General features: G+C 52.1%; 13 protein-coding genes. 6 read left to right on the top strand and 7 right to left on the bottom strand.

Annotated features, from left to right (window positions below):
* Complete coding sequence (locus EGT74_RS23030) at positions 1 to 1338, top strand: NADH-quinone oxidoreductase subunit N (RefSeq protein WP_246008287.1); 1338 nt, start codon at positions 1 to 3, stop codon at positions 1336 to 1338.
* 123 nt (positions 1339 to 1461) lie between these two features.
* Positions 1462 to 2736, top strand: a complete 1275-nt coding sequence (locus tag EGT74_RS23025; protein ID WP_123848872.1) for an ABC transporter permease — start codon at positions 1462 to 1464, stop codon at positions 2734 to 2736.
* Between the two features lie 262 nt (positions 2737 to 2998).
* Here EGT74_RS23025 and EGT74_RS23020 read toward each other — a convergent pair whose 3' ends face one another.
* The 5 genes from EGT74_RS23020 to EGT74_RS23000 all read right to left on the bottom strand — a co-directional run bounded on the left by EGT74_RS23020 (position 2999) and on the right by EGT74_RS23000 (position 8053).
* A complete protein-coding gene (locus tag EGT74_RS23020; RefSeq protein WP_123848871.1) occupies positions 2999 to 3415 on the bottom strand; it encodes a hypothetical protein in 417 nt (138 codons plus the stop codon).
* Positions 3416 to 3563: 148 nt separating this feature from the next.
* Positions 3564 to 4010, bottom strand: a complete 447-nt coding sequence (gene rplI / locus EGT74_RS23015; protein WP_123848870.1) for a 50S ribosomal protein L9 — start codon at positions 4008 to 4010, stop codon at positions 3564 to 3566.
* 6 nt (positions 4011 to 4016) lie between these two features.
* Positions 4017 to 4283 (bottom strand): 30S ribosomal protein S18, encoded by a 267-nt coding sequence (gene rpsR, locus EGT74_RS23010; RefSeq protein ID WP_119078554.1) that lies wholly within the window; start codon positions 4281 to 4283, stop codon positions 4017 to 4019.
* A gap of 4 nt (positions 4284 to 4287) precedes the next feature.
* On the bottom strand, positions 4288 to 4641 hold the full coding sequence (rpsF, locus tag EGT74_RS23005) for a 30S ribosomal protein S6 (RefSeq protein WP_123848869.1): 354 nt from the start codon (positions 4639 to 4641) through the stop codon (positions 4288 to 4290).
* Positions 4642 to 4804: 163 nt separating this feature from the next.
* Entirely contained in the window at positions 4805 to 8053 is a 3249-nt protein-coding gene (locus EGT74_RS23000) for an Ig-like domain-containing protein (RefSeq protein ID WP_123848868.1), read from the bottom strand.
* Positions 8054 to 8241: 188 nt separating this feature from the next.
* Between EGT74_RS23000 and htpG the strand changes: the two genes are divergently transcribed.
* Complete coding sequence (gene htpG, locus EGT74_RS22995; protein ID WP_123848867.1) at positions 8242 to 10068, top strand: molecular chaperone HtpG; 1827 nt, start codon at positions 8242 to 8244, stop codon at positions 10066 to 10068.
* A 130-nt stretch (positions 10069 to 10198) separates the two neighbouring features.
* Positions 10199 to 11047, top strand: a complete 849-nt coding sequence (locus EGT74_RS22990; RefSeq protein ID WP_220392933.1) for a carboxylesterase family protein — start codon at positions 10199 to 10201, stop codon at positions 11045 to 11047.
* Positions 11048 to 11413: 366 nt separating this feature from the next.
* On the opposite strand, the gene recJ is transcribed toward EGT74_RS22990, so the two are convergent.
* On the bottom strand, positions 11414 to 13117 hold the full coding sequence (gene recJ, locus EGT74_RS22985) for a single-stranded-DNA-specific exonuclease RecJ (RefSeq protein ID WP_123848866.1): 1704 nt from the start codon (positions 13115 to 13117) through the stop codon (positions 11414 to 11416).
* 130 nt (positions 13118 to 13247) lie between these two features.
* Complete coding sequence (locus EGT74_RS22980; protein ID WP_123848865.1) at positions 13248 to 14213, bottom strand: polyprenyl synthetase family protein; 966 nt, start codon at positions 14211 to 14213, stop codon at positions 13248 to 13250.
* A gap of 237 nt (positions 14214 to 14450) precedes the next feature.
* On the opposite strand from EGT74_RS22980, the gene EGT74_RS22975 reads away from it, so the two are divergent.
* Both EGT74_RS22975 and EGT74_RS22970 read left to right on the top strand, forming a co-directional pair.
* The gene (locus EGT74_RS22975; RefSeq protein WP_123848864.1) at positions 14451 to 15992 is read left to right on the top strand and encodes an OmpA family protein; all 1542 of its coding nucleotides are present in this window, start codon (positions 14451 to 14453) and stop codon (positions 15990 to 15992) included.
* A gap of 159 nt (positions 15993 to 16151) precedes the next feature.
* Positions 16152 to 18119, top strand: a complete 1968-nt coding sequence (locus tag EGT74_RS22970) for a KUP/HAK/KT family potassium transporter (protein WP_123848863.1) — start codon at positions 16152 to 16154, stop codon at positions 18117 to 18119.
* Positions 18120 to 18147: the final 28 nt, after the last annotated feature.

The raw sequence follows: 18147 nt of genomic DNA, 5'->3' as shown, positions 1-18147 counted from the left end.
ATGATGTTTGCCGGACTGTTTGTGAAGAACAAGCAGCACATTAAATATTATGCCATTGCCGGTACCATTATCGCTTTTATTGCAAACTGGTACGACGGTCAGCTGGCCGGCGGCAGCAGCACCGTGCTGTACGGCATGCTGGAGGTGAGCTCCGTGTCCGTTTTGTTCAACGGCATCGCCATCGGTTGTACTTTCCTGTACTTCCTGCTTTGCGGCAGCGCCTTCGAAAAGGTGGGCGAAGATGTGGCCGATTATTTCGCGCTGGTGTTTTTCATCCTCGCCGGCATCACCCTCACCGCATCTTTCAGCAACCTGCTGATGCTGTTCCTGGCCATTGAAATTATTTCCATTCCGCAATACATTCTGGCGGGCGCAGATAAAAAGAACCTGAAAAGCAATGAGGCTTCCCTGAAGTATTTTCTGACGGGCTCTTTCACCACCGGCATTCTGCTGATGGGGATTGCATTGCTGTATGGCGCTACCGGTTCTTTCAACATCCGTGAAATGGGCCTCGGTACCGGCGATTTGTCGCCGCTGGCCCTGTGCGGCATCCTGCTCACCGGTTTTGCCCTGGCGTTTAAAGTATCCGCCGCGCCCTTCCACTTCTGGACGCCCGATGTATACGATGGTTCACCTACCGTGTTTACCGCGTTCATGGCTACCATCGTGAAAGCTGCGAGTTTCCTGGCATTCATCCGCCTGTTTCATGTCAGCTTCAGCGAAGGTTCCATCACCGGCCACTGGCAGCTGATCCTCGCCATCATCACCGCCGCCACTTTGCTCATAGGTAACTTTACGGCCGTGTTCCAGCAGAGCGTAAAAAGAATGCTGGCATACTCCAGTATCGCACAGGCCGGTTTTATGCTGTTCGCCGTTGTGGCGTTCAACGAAACGGCTACGCAGGGTATCATGCTGTATGCCATCGCCTACAGTGTGGCTACCATCGGCATTTTCTCCATTCTGCTGAAACTGAAAGATTATACCTTCGAAGGATATAACGGCCTGGCCCGTACCCAGCCGCTGCTGGCGCTGGCCAACACCGTGTTTTTATTGTCCCTCGCTGGCATTCCCCTCACCGCCGGTTTCTTCGCGAAATATTTCCTGCTTTCCGCCGCCGTGCAGCAGGGCAACCTGTTGTGGCTGGTGATCGTGGGGGTATTGTGCGCCGCCATCAGCGCCTATTATTACTTCCGGGTGATTATGGCGATGTATTTCAAAACCGGCGACGCCGAAACGAACGCGCCCATTACCGGCGGCTATAAAGGCCTGCTCGTGACAGCAGTTGCCGTGGTGATCATCCTGGGTGTTTTCCCCGGTCTGATACTGCAATTCCTGTAAGCCGGCATTACCGGTCAAGATATCGGAAGCGCCTCCCACAGGGGGCGCTTTTCTTTTTTATGCCGCTCATCCCGCCGGGGCATTTTTGACGGGGAATTACATTAACTTTAATTAACCGTTGTTATGAAAGTCAGAGATATATTTTCCCTTGCATTCCGCTCCATCAGTGCAAACCGCCTGCGTGCAGGATTGACGATCGCTATCATTGCCTTCGGCATTATGGCCCTGGTGGGCATCCTGACGGCCATCGACGCCATGAAGGGCAAGATCTACGATAGTTTTGCCAGCATGGGCGCCAATGGTTTCTCCATCCGCAACCGCGAAATGATCATCCGCATGGGTGGCTCCGGCAATGCCACCCGCGGTTCCAGCCGTAAAATGAGGGTGCGCAGCTCCAACCGGAATAAACTCATTACCTACCGGGAAGCCATGGAGTTCAAGGAAAGGTATGCTTTCCCTGCCACCGTGGGCGTATCATTCAGGGCAGGCGGCAACATGACGGTGTATAAAGACGACAAGAAAACCAACCCTACCGTACAGGTGGTGGGCGGGGATGAAAATTACCTTCAGCTGAATAATTACGATCTGTCGATGGGGCGTAATTTTAACAGCGCCGATATGGAATCGGGCCGCAATGTGGCAGTGCTCGGCAGCGATGTAGTGAAAAAACTGTTTTCCGGAAAGCCCGAAAGCGCGTTGAACTCCGCCGTTCGTGTGGGGAATGTGCGGTACAGGGTGATCGGTATTCTCAAAAGCAAAGGCAGCAGTAATGTGTTCAGTGCGGACAATGTGGTGGTAACCACCGTGAGCAGCACCCGTCGGGTGTTCAACCGCCCCAATGCCACTTACCAGATCAATGTGAACGTAGACGATATTTCAAAGCTCGACGCCGCCATCGGGGAGGCGACGGGCGTTTTCCGGGTAGTCCGGAAAATGGCGGTGAACGAGGAAAATAACTTTTATATCAGCCGTAGCGACAGTGTGGCCGAAATGCTGTTCCGCAACCTGAGCACGGTAACGGCCGCCGCGGCGATCATCGGTTTGATCACGCTGTTCGGCTCCGCCATCGGGCTCATGAACATCATGCTCGTTTCCGTGGCTGAGCGGACCCGCGAAATAGGCGTAAACAAAGCCCTGGGTGCTACGGCCCCCACCATCCGCCAGCAGTTCGTGTTCGAGGCGATCATCATCAGTGTGCTTGGCGGCGCGCTGGGTGTGTTCCTGGGCATGCTGGTGGGCAATATCATGTCGCTGGCGCTGGGCTCCAACTTTGTGGTGCCGTGGTTGTGGATCGGCATCGGCATTACCTCCTGCGCGGTAGTGGGGCTTATTTCAGGTATTTATCCCGCTATCAAAGCTTCCCGCCTCGACCCGATTGTGGCATTGCGGTATGAATGATATTCCATCCCATGTGCGTTCCGGCCCCTAAGGCGGAACCGCACCAGAATGGGCGCTCCGGTACAGGGGTGCCCGTTCTTTTTAATACTACTGCGACATTGTGCATGCATCTTCCCGGCAAAGCGGCATTTGGACAACGGAGTAGCATACCTCCAAAAGGACGCTCGTCTTTTTATGCAGCTGCCCGATAAAACGTACGCCTTTCACATAAAAAACGGGCGCTGCATCCGCGGCGCCCGTTCCGGTTTTACTGATCAACTCATTAAAAGAATAACTGCGACAGGGCATTGGTCGCATCGTTTGTTTTCGGTTTCAGGCCCAGGAATTTGGCGTACTGGGCAACCGATAAAATCGTTTTCAACTTTCCGAACAACCCGTTTTGCAGGCCGGCGAATTTGGTGGCGTAGGCGGCTTTGTCTGTTTTGGCGAGGCCCAGGATGCCTGATTTGTCTTTCAGGAAACTGGTCACGGCGTTGAGCACGCTTGGTTTCTGTACGGCGCTCAGGCCCAGGGCAGGCGTGAGTTGGCCCAGGATGCTGGTGGCGATGCCTTTTACGTCAAAACCCTGGGAGGATTTTGCGGCGTCGAGCACTTTGGGAGCCACAGCCGCGGGATTGCTTTGTGCAACGGCGGAGCCGGTCAGCACCACGAGAACAAGGATAGCTAAGATCTGTTTCATGACAGGATTGTTTTGAAGGGGAGTGATTGAAATGACACCATAAACAACAACACACAGCCGCGAATTGTTGCGGGACGGGCGGAAAGGAGGGGCATAAAAAAAGGCTGCTCCCGGAGGAACAACCTTTTTAAAGCATATCAGCGGGAGATTACTCGGACACCACTTCAAATTCCAGCTCGGCGTCGTTGCCTTTACCGAAATCGAGGCGGGCCTTGTAAGAACCCAGTTCTTTTACATCGCCGATGATGTGGATGCGGCGACGGTCGATCTCATATCCTTTTTGTTCTTTGATAGCACGGGCGATCTGAACGCCGGTAACACTACCGAAGATTTTGCCGGAAGTACCGGTTTTGGCACCGATCTTCACTGGAGAAGCTTTCAGAACTTCCACCACTTTCGCGATTTCAGCCAGCATTTTTTCTTCCTTCACTTTCTGCACTTTCACGCGCTCGTTCAGCTGCTTCAGGTTGGAAGTGCTTGCTTCTACGGCAAACTTCTGGGGAATCAGGAAGTTCCTGGCGTAACCGTTTTTCACGGTTACCAGTTCATTCTTCTGTCCCAGGTTATCTACGTCTTGTATTAAGATTACTTGCATTGTTTCTTACTTTAAAAGGTCAGTAACATAAGGCAATAAAGCCATTTGACGAGCTTTTTTGATCGCCTCGGCCACCTTGCGCTGGAATTTCAGCGAGTTACCGGTGATACGGCGAGGCAGCATCTTACCCTGATCATTCAGGAATTTTTTCAAAAACTCGGCATCTTTGTAATCTACATACTTGATACCCAATTTCTTGAAGCGGCAGTATTTTTTCTGGCGCTTCTCTTGCTTAACCGCGGTTAAGTACTTGATCTCTTGTTTAACTGCCATAACTTTAAGCTTCTACGGGTTTAGGTTCAGCATCGTAGGTACCTCTTTTTTTGGCATTGTACGCCTGAGCGTGCTTGTCCAGTTTGGTGACCATGTAACGCAATACATTTTCATCGCGGTTCAGCTGAATTTTCAGCTTCTCATTGAAGTCGGATGGCGCCTTGAACTCCAGAACCAGGTACATGCCCGTGGTTTTCTTCTGGATTGGGTACGCCAGTGATTTTAAACCCCAGGGATTCTCGTGCACCAATTCACCGCCGTTGTCTGTAACGAGGTCAGCGAATTTTTTCTGAGCAGCTTTGTAGTCTTCCTCAGAAAGCACAGGGGTAAAGATCACCATCAATTCGTAGTTTGACATAATTTTCCCTTGTTAGTTTGTAATAAAAAATAAAAATCGGAGTGCAAAGATAGGGGTATTTTTTAGATTATCCGCTTTATGGGCCTGAATTTAAGCCCGTTTCCGGATAAAAAAACCCGGGAAACATAGCAGTTTCCCGGGTTTGATTTCAATGTCCTGTTTATCAATGATATACAAATACTTTCTTTACCTCCACCCGGTTGCCGCTCTGCACCTTCAGCAGGTAAACGCCCGCCGGCATATGCCCCACATCCACCGTTTTCACATTGCGGCCCTTGGCAAACACCGTTTGACCCTGGTACCTGATAACACCCTGCATATCAACTAATTGAAGGGTGGCAGGTCCGTGATTCGGGGCATCGAGGTAAATGTACAGCTGGCGGCCCAGCATAAAGCACAGCAGGCGGAACCAGGCCTCGCGGCCCAATACCAGCACACTTTGCACGGAGCTGTACCGTACGGTCCCGTCTTTACTTACCTGTTTCAGCCGGTAATGCCATTGGCCGGGCAGCACCGTATCGTCCTGGCTCAGGTAAGCAGCGCCCCCGCCGTTCGGCGCCACGGCAGGCACCGTGTCTGTAGGTGTAAAGTGGCGCCGGTTACGGCTTCTTTCCACCACAAACCGGTCGTTATTGATTTCCCGCTCCGTTTGCCAGTTTAGTTCCACCCCGCCGTTTTCAGGCCGTGCGGAAAAATGGCTGATCACCACCGGGTGGGCCAGTACCCGCACATCATAGCGTGTGGCGACGGGGAAGTGGTCGGAGGTGCGGGTGGCATATGAGGGCACGATGCTTTCCACGCTCCGCAGCACTTTGGCAGATTGCGGCACGTAAGCATACTGCATTTCGTTGGTGCCCATGGCATGGTCGATCATATCGGCGAAGGAGGCGGTAGACCGTTGCCGCGCCAGGCTGAGGGGATAAGTAAACGGCGTATAGTTCACCGTATCAAGCTTGAAGTCGATATACGAGGTAGTGGTATCCGGCATTTCCGTGGTGATGGTCCGGTCGAAGTCGTCGTTAAAGTCCCCGAGCACGAGCACGTTCTTATACGGGAAGTGCACGTCCAGCGTATCTTTTAACTCTTTGGCCCCATCCTTCCGGCGATGCCAGCTTTCTATCTTGTCTGCCGCGTCGCCCGTATTGGCTTTGGCGTGTATCACGATGAAATGAATGCGGGCGGTATCGTTATTGAGGTTCACGTCGGCCTCCAGCAGGTAGGGGAAGCGGCCGGACGACCAGTTGTTGTACGCCACCGGGCTGCCGCCTTTCCGGAGCACGCCGTATGTGCGCACGCTCTTCACCAGCGAATCGCGGTATACAAAGGCCAGTTTCTGGGCGCTGTCGTATTTGGGAGCCGTCAGGCTATCTACCCGCGACCCGAAATCGGAAACGGTGTACCGGTAGCCGGGGAGTGAATCTACCAAGGCCTTCAGGCGGATGGTGTCCACCACTTCGCTGAGGGCGTACAGGTCGGCGTCCGCATGCCTGAACACTTTCAAGGCGTTGGCCTGTTGCAGTGCCTCGTCGGTGGGGCCGAACTGCAGATGCCCGAACCATTCCATGTTCCAGTTCACCACTTTCAGCGTGCGCAGCGAAGTGCCGGCGAGCGTTACCTGTTGCACGTTCAGACCGGGTGAGCTGAAGCTGATGGCGGCACGGTAATTTTGATCGGCTGCCGTAGGTGCGAACCGGGCCCATACGGTCACCGGACCGGTGGTATTGTAAGTCAGCGTGGGGAAATACTGCACCTGGTCGTTCGAGATTTCAAAACCCGCCGGGGCGGTTACCTGGAGGGGCCCGGTGAGATCGTTGCCCCAGAAGGTAAAGGACTGCGGGGCGGATTTATTGCCGGCTTTCACGTAATCGAAATCAAGCAGTTGCGGAGCGGTGGTTACCGTGGGCGGTGGCGGGGTGGGGGAGTTGGTGAGGAGCACATCGTCGAGCGTCCACCGGCTGGCCTGCAGGGTGGGTGACGAAGTGTACACCCAGGCAATGTAAACATCGGTGCCTTTGAAATCAGCGAGATTGATACTGGAAGAGGTTTTCCAGACGTCCGACGCGGTTTCGGGGAAACCGCCGTTGATGGTCGTCCACGTAGCGGCCCGCGGATCTCCGCTGCCACTGTAGTTGGTGGAAATCCGCAGCTCCAGTGCCGGGCCGGCGAATGCGCTGCGGCTGGCAAAGGAAAGCAGGGGGAAATCGAACGCGCTGAAGTCGAATACGGGTGATATCAGCCAGTCTTCATTTTCCCGCGCCCCGGAAGCAAAGCCGTTGATCTGTACGCCGGGCCCCGTTTGGCCGAACGTTGTACAGGCCCAGGTTTGGGCGCCGGTCACGCTGTATTGGGTAAAACCATCCGGGAGGCTGCCGGTGCAGGTGGTAAAGTCAAAGCCGAGCAGCTGCGGGCCGGTGCTAAAGCGCCATACAGTGCTGTCGGCAATACCCGCAAAGGCGTTGCCGTTGGAATCCTGGATGGCATTACTGTCGAGGGTTACGTAATATTCCCGGTTGCCCCGTGTGCCGGCGGCAATGCGGAGGCTGTTGCCAGCCACCGTTACGGCGGGGGAAAGGATGTCGATTACCTGTATGGTGCCCTGGGTACGGTTGTGGACGCTTACCGTGCCGGTATTCTTTTTAATGTTTTCGTTGAAATTGATCACCAGCGGAATGCCCGGCTGCACATTGGTGGCGCCGTTTGCTGGATTAAGGCTGCTGATCTGCGGCGGTGTGACGTCGCCGCTCACGCCCGCCACGGTAACGCTGTCAATAGCAAAGGAAGGCCGTGAGCCCGCGCCGCTGATCTGGCGGTTGACCCAGCGCAGCTGTACTACCGGCTGGTTTTCACACTCCGCCGGCAGCAGCACTTCGTGGTACACCGGGTTTTGCGGGAGAGTGATGCCGGAGCCGGTCTGCTGCACCGCGTTATTCTGGTACAGGGTGGCAGGCAGGCTGGTAAAGGCGCCGGTGACATTGGTGCGGTATTGCAGCACGGCTTCATTCACCCGCGTGTTGCTCGCGCCGTCGTAAGGGTTTCGCAGCGTCATCACCAAAAATCCCACTTTCACGCCGGTGTTGCCCGAGGTGTTGACGCTCAGCACCACGGCGTTATCCACCGAACCGCTGTTGAGGAACCCGATTTTACCGTTATAATTATGCACGCCATTGGCGGTGCTGGAGGCGCTGCTGTTGGGCGTCAATGCCTTGTCCGTTGCCGCCGGGGCTGTGTTGAAACTGCCGCCCGGCGCACCGCTCAGTGTCCATCCCTGCCAGCCCGCGGGGAAAACCATGGCGCTGTGGGCCAGGCCTGAAAAGTCCTGGAAATAGGGAAGGCCCTGCGGAGCAGGATTCGTAGCCTGGGAAAACACCAGTATGGGGGCCAGTAAAAGTGCCAGGAGTAAAGGTTTGATCATAAGAATGATGATTTTTTAGGGGTGACTTGGGGGTGATTTTTTTATTACCCTAATTTACGCCAGTTCCGTTATCCGGCATGCAATTGATAATGATGTTTTTGTTAATATCGCGGACACGGTCATCTTGTCAGCCGGAAGAGCCGTGGCACAGCCTTTGACAAATGTTTCCCGTTAAAAACTCAAATAATATGCAGAAAGGTGCCATACGTGTACAAACAGAGAACATCTTCCCCATCATTAAAAAATTCCTTTATTCGGACCACGACATTTTCCTGCGCGAGCTGGTGAGCAACGCCGTGGATGCCACGCAGAAACTGAAAACCCTTGCCAGCGTCGGTGAATTCAAAGGAGAGCTGGGCAGCCTGGATATTACGGTAACCCTCGACAAAGAAAAAAAGACCATCACGATTGCAGACCAGGGGGTGGGCATGACGGCGGAGGAAGTAGACAAATACATCAACCAGGTAGCGTTTTCCGGTGCGGAGGAATTCGTGAAAAAATACAAGGGCCAGGAAAACGGCGCCAACATCATTGGCCATTTCGGGCTGGGCTTTTATTCATCGTTCATGGTGAGCGGCCAGGTGGAAATTTTCACTAAATCCTGGCGGCCTGACACACAGGCCGTTCGCTGGGAATGCGACGGCAGCCCTGAATACCAGCTTGAAGAAACGGAGAAAACAAGCCGCGGCACCAACATCGTGCTGCATATCAACGAGGAAAGCGAAGAATTCCTTGATGAACACCGCATCCGCACCATCCTCGAAAAATTCTGCCGCTTCCTGCCGGTTCCCATCAAATTCCAGGATCAGCAGATCAACAACACCACACCGGCGTGGGTTAAAAAGCCCAGCGAACTGAGCAAGGAAGATTACGAGAACTTTTATAAAGAATTGTATCCCTTCGCGGAGGCGCCGCTGTTCTGGATTCACCTGAACGTGGACTATCCGTTTAACCTCACGGGCATTTTGTATTTCCCGAAAATCACCAAATCGTACGAGATACAGAAAGACAAGATCAATCTTTACAGCAACCAGGTATTTGTGACCGATGAAGTAAAAAACATCGTGCCCGAATTCCTGATGCTGCTGCATGGCGTGATCGATTCACCGGACATCCCGCTGAACGTAAGCCGCAGCTATTTACAGGGCGATCCCAATGTGAAAAAGATCAATGCCCACATCACTAAAAAGGTGGCCGACAAGCTGGATGAAATGTTCCGCACCGACCGGAAAGCCTTCGAAGAAAAATGGGAACACATCGGCCTGTTCGTGAAGTACGGGATGATGACGGAAGACAAATTCCTCGATAAAGCCAACAAGTTCCATATCATGGGCGATGTGAGCGGAACGGAGTATTATACGCTCGAAGAATACCGCACTACCGCCGCCGCGCTGCAAACAAATAAAGAAAACAAACTGGTGATACTGTACGCCACCAATACGGTGCAGCAGGATAGTTATATCAAAGCCGCGCAGGCCAAGGGGTATAAGGTAGTGAAGCTCGATACGCTGGTGGATGCCGGTTTCATCAACCAGATGGAAATGAAGTGGGAAAACGTACAGTTCACCCGCGTGGATGCCGACATTGCCGACAACCTGATCAACAACGAGGCGCAAACACAGAGCGTGTTGAGCGAAGAGCAGGAAGGCAAGCTGAAAGACCTGTTCGGTCAGCAACTGCCGCAGCCCAATATCAAGGTGGAGCTGAAGGGCCTCAACACGGCCGAGCAGCCGGTGATCGTTACCCGTTCCGAATTCATGCGGCGCATGAAAGATATGGCGGCCATGGGAGGTTCCATGAGCAGCTGGGCTGCGGGTATGCCCGATGAAATCACCATGACGGTGAATGCCAATCATCCCATTTATCAGCAAATCCTCAAAGAAGGGAACGGTGACCGTCAGCAGAAGCAGGTGCGCAACCTGGCCGACCTGGCGCTGCTCTCCCAAAATTTATTGACAGGGGCCGACCTGACGGCGTTTGTGCAGAGAAGCGTGGAGCTGATGGGAACAGAATAAGCGTAAGGAAATTGTATATGACGATTCCTGATGAATTATTAATTTATGTAAGCTGGCAGCGGTTTTTAGCCCCTGCCGGCTTCTTTTTTGGTATAACAATTGCACTTGCTGCAGCTCAGAAAAACCAGTCATGCATAACCATATCAAGCAATTCCTGATGACGAAAAACTTCAGCTGCAAGACAAGTGTGATGGCCATGTTGGGCTTTGCGCTGCTGGCTACGGTGGCCTGTTCCAAACAGGGAGGAGTGGCAGAACCGGCGCCGCAGAACCCGGGAGGCTCCAATACCAATCCACCTGAAACAGTGGATACCAGTAACTTCAAACCGCAACAAACCGGTATTTCATTCAGGAAAGTGACGAGCCCTAAGAGCGTCACGGATTACCTGCTGCAGATTCCGGCCACGTACAATGAGAAAAAAACGACCCGCTGGCCCGTGATTATTTTCCTGCATGGTGTTGGCGGCCGGGGCAGCGACCTGAACAAGGTTAAAAACGAAGGATTGGCGGCGATAGCCTCCCGTAACCTCAATTTCCCGTATATCGTGGTATCGCCGCAATGTAAAGATAACCAGTGGTGGGACGTGCAGGGTCTGGAGGCCGTGTATGCGGATGTAGTGAAGCTGTATAATGTGGACACCAACCGGATTTATATCACGGGGCTGAGCATGGGAGGCTACGGCACCTGGGACTGGGCTTCCAGCGCACCGGGGAAATTTGCAGCGGCCGTGCCCATCTGCGGCGGTGGTGCCGTTTCCAAAGCCTGCGCGTTGAAGAATTTGCCGGTATGGGCGTTTCACAATGCCGATGATCCCACTGTCAACGTCAACCAAAGCCGGGAAATGGTGAAAGCTGTGAAAGATTGCGGCGGAACACTCATTAAATACACGGAAAATCCCACCGGCGGGCACGATGCCTGGACGAAGGCATATAACGACCCCGCATTGTACACCTGGCTGAACCAGCAAACGAGGAAATAGCACGGCTTGATGTTCGGCGTTCAGGCTTGTTTAAATCAAGAACAAGCTTATTGCTATTCTCGTCAGGTTGGCTTCCCGGGTCTGCTCATTCTTGTAAACTGAGGGTATCTACGCTTCATCTACGCTCCATCTATGCTTCATGTACGCTCCATCTATGCTTCAGCTACGGAGAAGCTTCGGTGGAGGTTTCCTAAAATATTGATTGTCAAATAGTCGAACAATCGTATCCTGGCCCGGGTTGACGCCTTTAGGCGGAAAATCCGGGTAGTGGTTGAGTTGTTTGTAAACCTTTTTTATGACACGGCCGCGTCGCATCAGCCTGTTCACAGGGGCAGCCAATGGTTGCGCAGGAGAAAGCTGCGGTGTTTAGCGCGACGGAAGAATATCGATCGCCTTCAGTTGCAGGCTAGTATTTCCGTTCCATTCATTTTCCTCCAGTGTGAACACCATGTCGAACGGTTTTTTGCTGGTTACGATATCAAATTTATCGGCCATAAAAAATCCGATACCTGAAAAAGAGGGCCCGTTCGCCTGTTTGACGGACAATTTCAGATGCTCTTCTTTTACAATCCTGGAATAGCCGGTATCGGTGAGGTTTCTGGCCAGGAACACCGGACGCAGGTTTTCCGGGCCGAGCGGCTCAAACTGTCGCATGATATTGTAAAATGAGGGAGTCAGGTCAGACAGGCTGATTTCCGTATCGATCACGATCTCCGGGATCAGCATATCGGGCTGGATGGTAGACGCCACCACCTCTTCGAATTTCTTGCAGAAAGCCTCCACATTTTCCAGTTTGAGGGTCATGCCTGCCGCGTAAAAGTGGCCACCATAGTTTTCCAGCAGGTCTTTGCACTGATGAATAGCCTCATATACGTTAAAGCCGGATACGGAACGGGCGGAGCCGGCCACTTTATCATTGCTTTGCGTGAGAATAATGGTGGGGCGGTAATAATATTTGTCGATCAGCCGGGAGGCTACGATGCCCACCACACCCTTGTGCCAGTGAGGCTGGAACAGTACGGTAGATTTACGGCTGTGCAGGGCCACATCGTTTTGAATGATGCTCACGGCTTCCTGCGTAATATTCATGTCTACCCCTTTCCTTTCCTGGTTATCGCCATGCAGCACTTCCGCGATGGAATAGGCTTTATCGTAATCTTTTTCGATGAAGAGGTTCACTGCTTTGCGGGCATCGTCCATCCGGCCGGCCGCATTGACCCTGGGGGCAATCACAAACACGAGGTTGGACGTGGTCAGTTTCTCTTTCAGTTTACTCAGGTCGATGAGTGCCCGGATGCCGGCATTGGGCGCCTCGTTTACCTGGTGGATGCCGTGGAACGCCAGTATGCGGTTTTCGCCTGTGATGGGCACAATGTCGGCGGCGATACTGGTCGCCACCAGGTCGAGGTAGCGGTACACCTCTTCCATGGGGATGTTTTTCTGCTGGGCGAGGGCGCTGATCAGTTTAAAACCGATGCCGCAGCCGCTTAGTTCCTTGTAGGGATAGGGACAGTCGGCCTGTTTCGGGTTGAGGATGGCCACGGCGTCCGGCACTTCCGCATCCGGAAGGTGGTGGTCGCAGATAATAAAATCGATGCCCAGCGAGCGGGCGTAGGCAATGTATTCGATGGATTTGATGCCGCAGTCGAGTGCGATCACCAGTGAAAAGTCGTTTTCCCGGGCGTATTCGATGCCCTGCAGCGAAATACCGTATCCTTCGCGGCTGCGGTGCGGGATATAAAATTCGATATTGTCATAAATGGTTTGGAGGAAGCCGTACACGGTGGCTACGGCTGTTGTACCGTCCACGTCGTAATCCCCGTATACGAGGATTTTCTCTCTTCTGAAAAAAGCATCTTCGAGGCGGTGGATGGCTTTATCCATGTCTTTCATGCTCCAGGGATCGTGAAGATCGCTGAGCTGCGGCCGGAAAAAGTGCTTGGCTTCATCATACTTTGTGATCCCTCGTTGTACCAGCAATCTGCAAAGCAGGGGATGTATTTTCAAAGCGGCCTGCAGCTGTTGTTCCTCTTTTGGTTGATATTTCTTTACTGTCCAGCGTTTCTGCATGAAAAAAATTAGCTTACGGGAATTGCTTCCGGTGTTCAATCAAGTCTACTGTAATATAAGGATCATTAGCGTATAATCGCTGCAACGGGCAGGGATGTTTCGCTAAAACCGGGAAAATGACAGGAAACGGCTAAAATTTACGGTCGGTCGTATAACGAACCAGTGATTCCAGCCCGTTGCGGATAGAGCCTTCCGGGAGCCTGTGGAGGATTTCGAGGGCTTCATCACGGTATTCCAGCATTTTTTGCCGGGTATAGTCGATGCCGCCGCTTTCCCGTACCAGGGAGATCACTTCGTTGACCTTGTCTTTATCGGTGTTATGGTTTTTGACGATATTAATAATATATCTCTTCTGATCCGGGGGGCAATGCTGGAGGGTGTAAATCAGCGGGAGCGTCATTTTCTTTTCCCGGATGTCGTTGCCTGTTGGTTTTCCCACATTGGCGGAGCCGTAATCGAATAAATCATCTTTGATCTGGAAGGCAATTCCGACTTTTTCGCCGAAGAGGCGCATTTGTTCGACGGTATCATCGTTTTCCGTCGTGCTCCAGGAGCCGGCGGCGCAGGCGGAAGCGAGGAGGGAGGCCGTTTTACGGCGGATGATTTCGAAGTATATGTCTTCTTTAATATCCAGTTTACGGGTTTTTTCGAGCTGGAGCAGTTCCCCTTCACTCATCTCCTTAACAGCTGTAGTCAGGATTTCGAGGCTGCGGAAGTCCTTGTTGTTCAATGATAACAGCAGTCCTTTCGTGAGCAGGTAGTCGCCCACCAGTACGGCTATTTTATTTTTCCAGAGGGCATTGACGGAAAAAAAGCCACGGCGTTCCAGGGAATCGTCCACCACATCGTCGTGCACCAGCGTGGCGGTATGCAGCAGCTCTACGAGAGCGGCGGCGCGGTAGGTGGTTTCGTTAATTTCCGGGCTGAAAAGGCGGGCTGAAAGAATAACGAACATGGGCCTGATCTGCTTGCCTTTCCGTTTTACGATATAGTGCATAATCCGGTCCAGCAGAGGAACATTGCTCTTCACTGCATCCGCAAACTTTCCTTCGAAATCCTGTAATTCCTTCCCGATCAGTTGTTTAATTTCCTCCATGGATAAAATAAAAAGGTTCGCTAAGCTAGGCCGAAAATACCACATTTTGTAAATTTGGCCCCGAATTTGTATGCATTACCTGAATGTTCTTTAATTTACCCTCTAGTTTTGAGGGAGTTATCAATACAAATAAAATCGCAAGAAAAATTTGTATATTCATTTAGGATTTTTACCTTTGCTTGGTAAAAAACGCGTTAATTGTAAAATCTTTAACAGTTTTTAAATAAAAAAACAATTATGGCAAGCAAAAAGTACTTACTACTGGCAGGTGCAATGACTCTTCTGGCAGCATCTCCAGGTTTTGCGCAGGTTAAACCCTCATATGACGCCCTGGACTCCTCTAAAGTTTCGGCTAAGAATATGGCGCAATTCAACAGCTTCAGAAACCATCAGTCCGATTACCCGGCAAAACCCAGAAACATGTGGGAACTTGGTTTCCACGGTGGTTACCACTTCATTAAAGGTGACGTAGCGGCTCTCCCCGGTTTCGGCGGTGGTCTCTCCCTCAGAAAAGCTCTCGGTCATACCTTCTCTATCAGAGGTGAGTATACCGGTTCTTTCGACTACGGTCTGGATTATCAAAAGAAAGTTAACACAGTTGGTGGCGCATACAATGCAACCGCTAACCGTAATGGCTTCATCGTTCCGGCATATAAAACTGCCACACACCAACTCTCTTTGGACGTGATTGCTTCTTTGAGCAACATCCTGTTCTACAAATCACAGCCCAAAGTTAACTGGTACGTTCTGGCTGGTTATGGTATCATGATGGCTGATGTTGACGTTGACGCCCTGGATGCCAGCGGCGCAGCTTACAACTACAGCGGTATCAACTTTGGCGGCAAGAAAAAAGACATCCGCGACGCACTTAAAAATCTGCACGACAAGAAATACGAACAAAACGCTCCTGCACAAGGAAACCGTGTTCAGATCGGTCGTAAAGACGACAACCAACTCCTGCGTCATGCGCTGGAAGTAGGTACCGGCGTAGCTTTCAAAGTGTCTAAACGCTTTAACATCGGTATTGAAGAAAAACTGACCCTGCCCTTCGACGACTACCTGGACGGTTATACCGCCGGTGCTTACGATGGCAGCAAAGACTTCTTCTCTTACACCAGCGTTCGCCTGAACTTCAACCTGGGCAACCCCAACAAACGTGTTGAACCGCTCTGGTGGGTTAATCCCCTGGACTTCGCTTACAACGAGCTGACCAGCCCCCGCCGCATGAAATTGCCCCAACCCGTTCTGCCTGATGCTGACGGTGACGGTGTAACCGACCAGTTCGACCGCGAGCCGAACACTCCTGCCGGCGCTCCTGTTGATTCTCACGGTGTAGCGAAAGATACCGACGGTGACGGTGTACCTGACTACAAAGACAAACAACTCATCACTCCGACATATTGCCAGCCTGTTGACGCTGACGGCGTAGGTAAATGCCCGGATCCTGAGTGCTGCAAAAACATTGCTCCTCAAGTAACCTGCGCTAGCCTGGTTCTGCCTTCAGTTTCTTTCAAAGGCAGCTCTACCAAAGTATCCAGCGACATGGAAGCTGTACTGGGCAGTGTAGCAAACACCCTGCGTCAAAATCCTTCTTGTAATGTACTGGTTACCGGCCACGCTGGTGCTAAAGGCAAAAAAGGTGGTGTAGACCTGAGCAGCCGTCGTGTAGACGCTGTGATCGACTACCTGGCTGACAAACAAGGTATTGACCGCGGTCGTTTCATCAAACAAAACACTCCGGGTGAATCTTCAACTGTTGACTTAGCTCCTGCTAACTAATACAGTTCACTCTGGTAAATACTTAAAAAAAGAGGTCCGCTTTCTGCGGGCCTCTTTTTTTTCAATCCACTGTGTTCCCGTGGCTGTTGAATTCCAGCCGAATTTTCCGCCCTGCATTATAATTATTACTACATTTGATCTTTATATATAGTATCTAGCGTGGTTAAAGACTTCAATAAAGCTACCCTGGCCGGCCTCATCGTGGCCTTAGGAATTATCTACGGCGATATCGGTACCTCTCCGCTCTACGTTTTCAAGGCAATTGTGGGCACTAACGAAATCAGCGAGCTGCTCGTGATCGGCGGTATCTCCTGTATTATCTGGACCCTCACCCTGCAAACGACCATCAAGTATGTGCTGCTCACCCTGAAAGCCGATAACAAGGGGGAAGGCGGTATTTTTTCCCTCTATGCCCTCGTACGGCGGCATGGGAAATGGACCGTTGTTTTTGGGATGATCGGCGGCGCAGCCCTGCTGGCCGATGGTATCATTACCCCGCCTATCACCGTGACCTCTGCCATTGAAGGTTTGCGCACTCTGCCTGTTTTCCGTGATCTCGGGGAATGGACCATCGTGAAAATCGTATTGGCCATCATCAGCGGTATGTTTTTTATGCAGCAGTTCGGTACCATGAGCATCGGCAAAATGTTCGGCCCCATTATGATCATCTGGTTCAGTATGCTGGCGGTACTCGGTGTTTCCCATATCGCGGACGACCTGAGCGTGCTGAAAGCTTTCAACCCCTACTACGCAATTGAATTACTGACTTTATACCCGCACGGCTTCCTCATCCTGGGAGCGGTGTTCCTTTGTACCACCGGGGCGGAAGCCCTGTATTCGGATCTTGGCCACTGCGGCCGGGGCAACATCCGGATATCGTGGATTTTTGTAAAATCATCCCTGATACTCAACTATTTAGGCCAGGGCGCATGGCTGCTGACACAAAAAGGCAAAGTGCTGACGGGCGAAAACCCGTTTTTCAGCATCATGCCGGAGTGGTTCGTGATCTTTGGCGTGCTGATCGCCACTATCGCGTCCATCATCGCCAGCCAGGCCCTCATTTCGGGCTCATTTACCCTCATTTCTGAGGCTATGCGGCTGAACCTGTGGCCCAAGCTCAAAATCAATTATCCCACCGAATTAAGGGGCCAGCTCTTTATCCCGGGCATCAACCTGATGCTGTACGTGGGCTGTGTGGCTATCGTACTGATATTTAAGGAATCGTCGGCTATGGAGGCGGCCTACGGCCTGTCCATCACCATCTGTATGCTGATGACCTCTTGCCTGTTCGCATTCTATCTTTACACCCGAAGGGTAAAGCTGGCATGGATAGGGCTCTATCTCGCCGTATACCTTACCATCGAATTTTCATTCCTCTTCGCCAACCTCGTGAAATTCATGCACGGCGGTTATGTAACGGTGATCGTGGCCGGCGGCCTGTTCCTGGTGATGTACATCTGGTTCCGTTCCCGCAAAATCAAAAACCGTTACGTGGAGTTCGTGAAGCTGGAAGACTACCTGCCTATCCTGCAGGAACTCAGTAACGACTCTTCGATCCCGAAATACGCCACCCACCTGGTTTATATGACCAGTGCGGACAACCCGAAGGAGATCGAGCATAAGATTATCTATTCCGTACTCAATAAAAAACCCAAACGCGCCGACATTTACTGGTTTGTGCACGTGGACGTGGTGGATGAGCCGTATATGAGCGAATACACGGTGCAGACCATCATTCCCAACGAAGTTATCCGGGTGGAATTCCGGCTCGGTTTCAGGGTGGAACAACGCATCAACCTCATGTTCAGGATGGTGGTGGAAGATATGGTGCGGAACAAGGAGGTGAATATCACCAGCCGCTACGAATCCCTCAGCAAAAACAACGTGGTGGGCGATTTCCAGTTTATTGTGATGGAAAAATTCCTCTCGCACGATAACGACCTGCCGTTGCATGAACGTATCATTATGCGGCTGTACTTCATTCTTAAAAAGATGGGCCTGTCTGAAGAGCGCGGCTTCGGCCTCGATTCGAGCTATGTGACGATCGAAAAATTCCCACTGGTGGTGGCGCCTGTAACCAACCTGCAACTCAGGAGGGTAGCAGATCGTCACCGGTACGAAGATTAATTGCTTGTAAGGTTGCAGTATAGATATT

The sequence above is a fragment of the Chitinophaga lutea genome (assembly GCF_003813775.1).
Taxonomy (GTDB): Bacteria; Bacteroidota; Bacteroidia; order Chitinophagales; family Chitinophagaceae; genus Chitinophaga; species Chitinophaga lutea.
The sequence above is the reverse complement of the archived record's forward strand: the minus strand, read 5'-3'. Positions and strand labels throughout refer to the sequence as shown.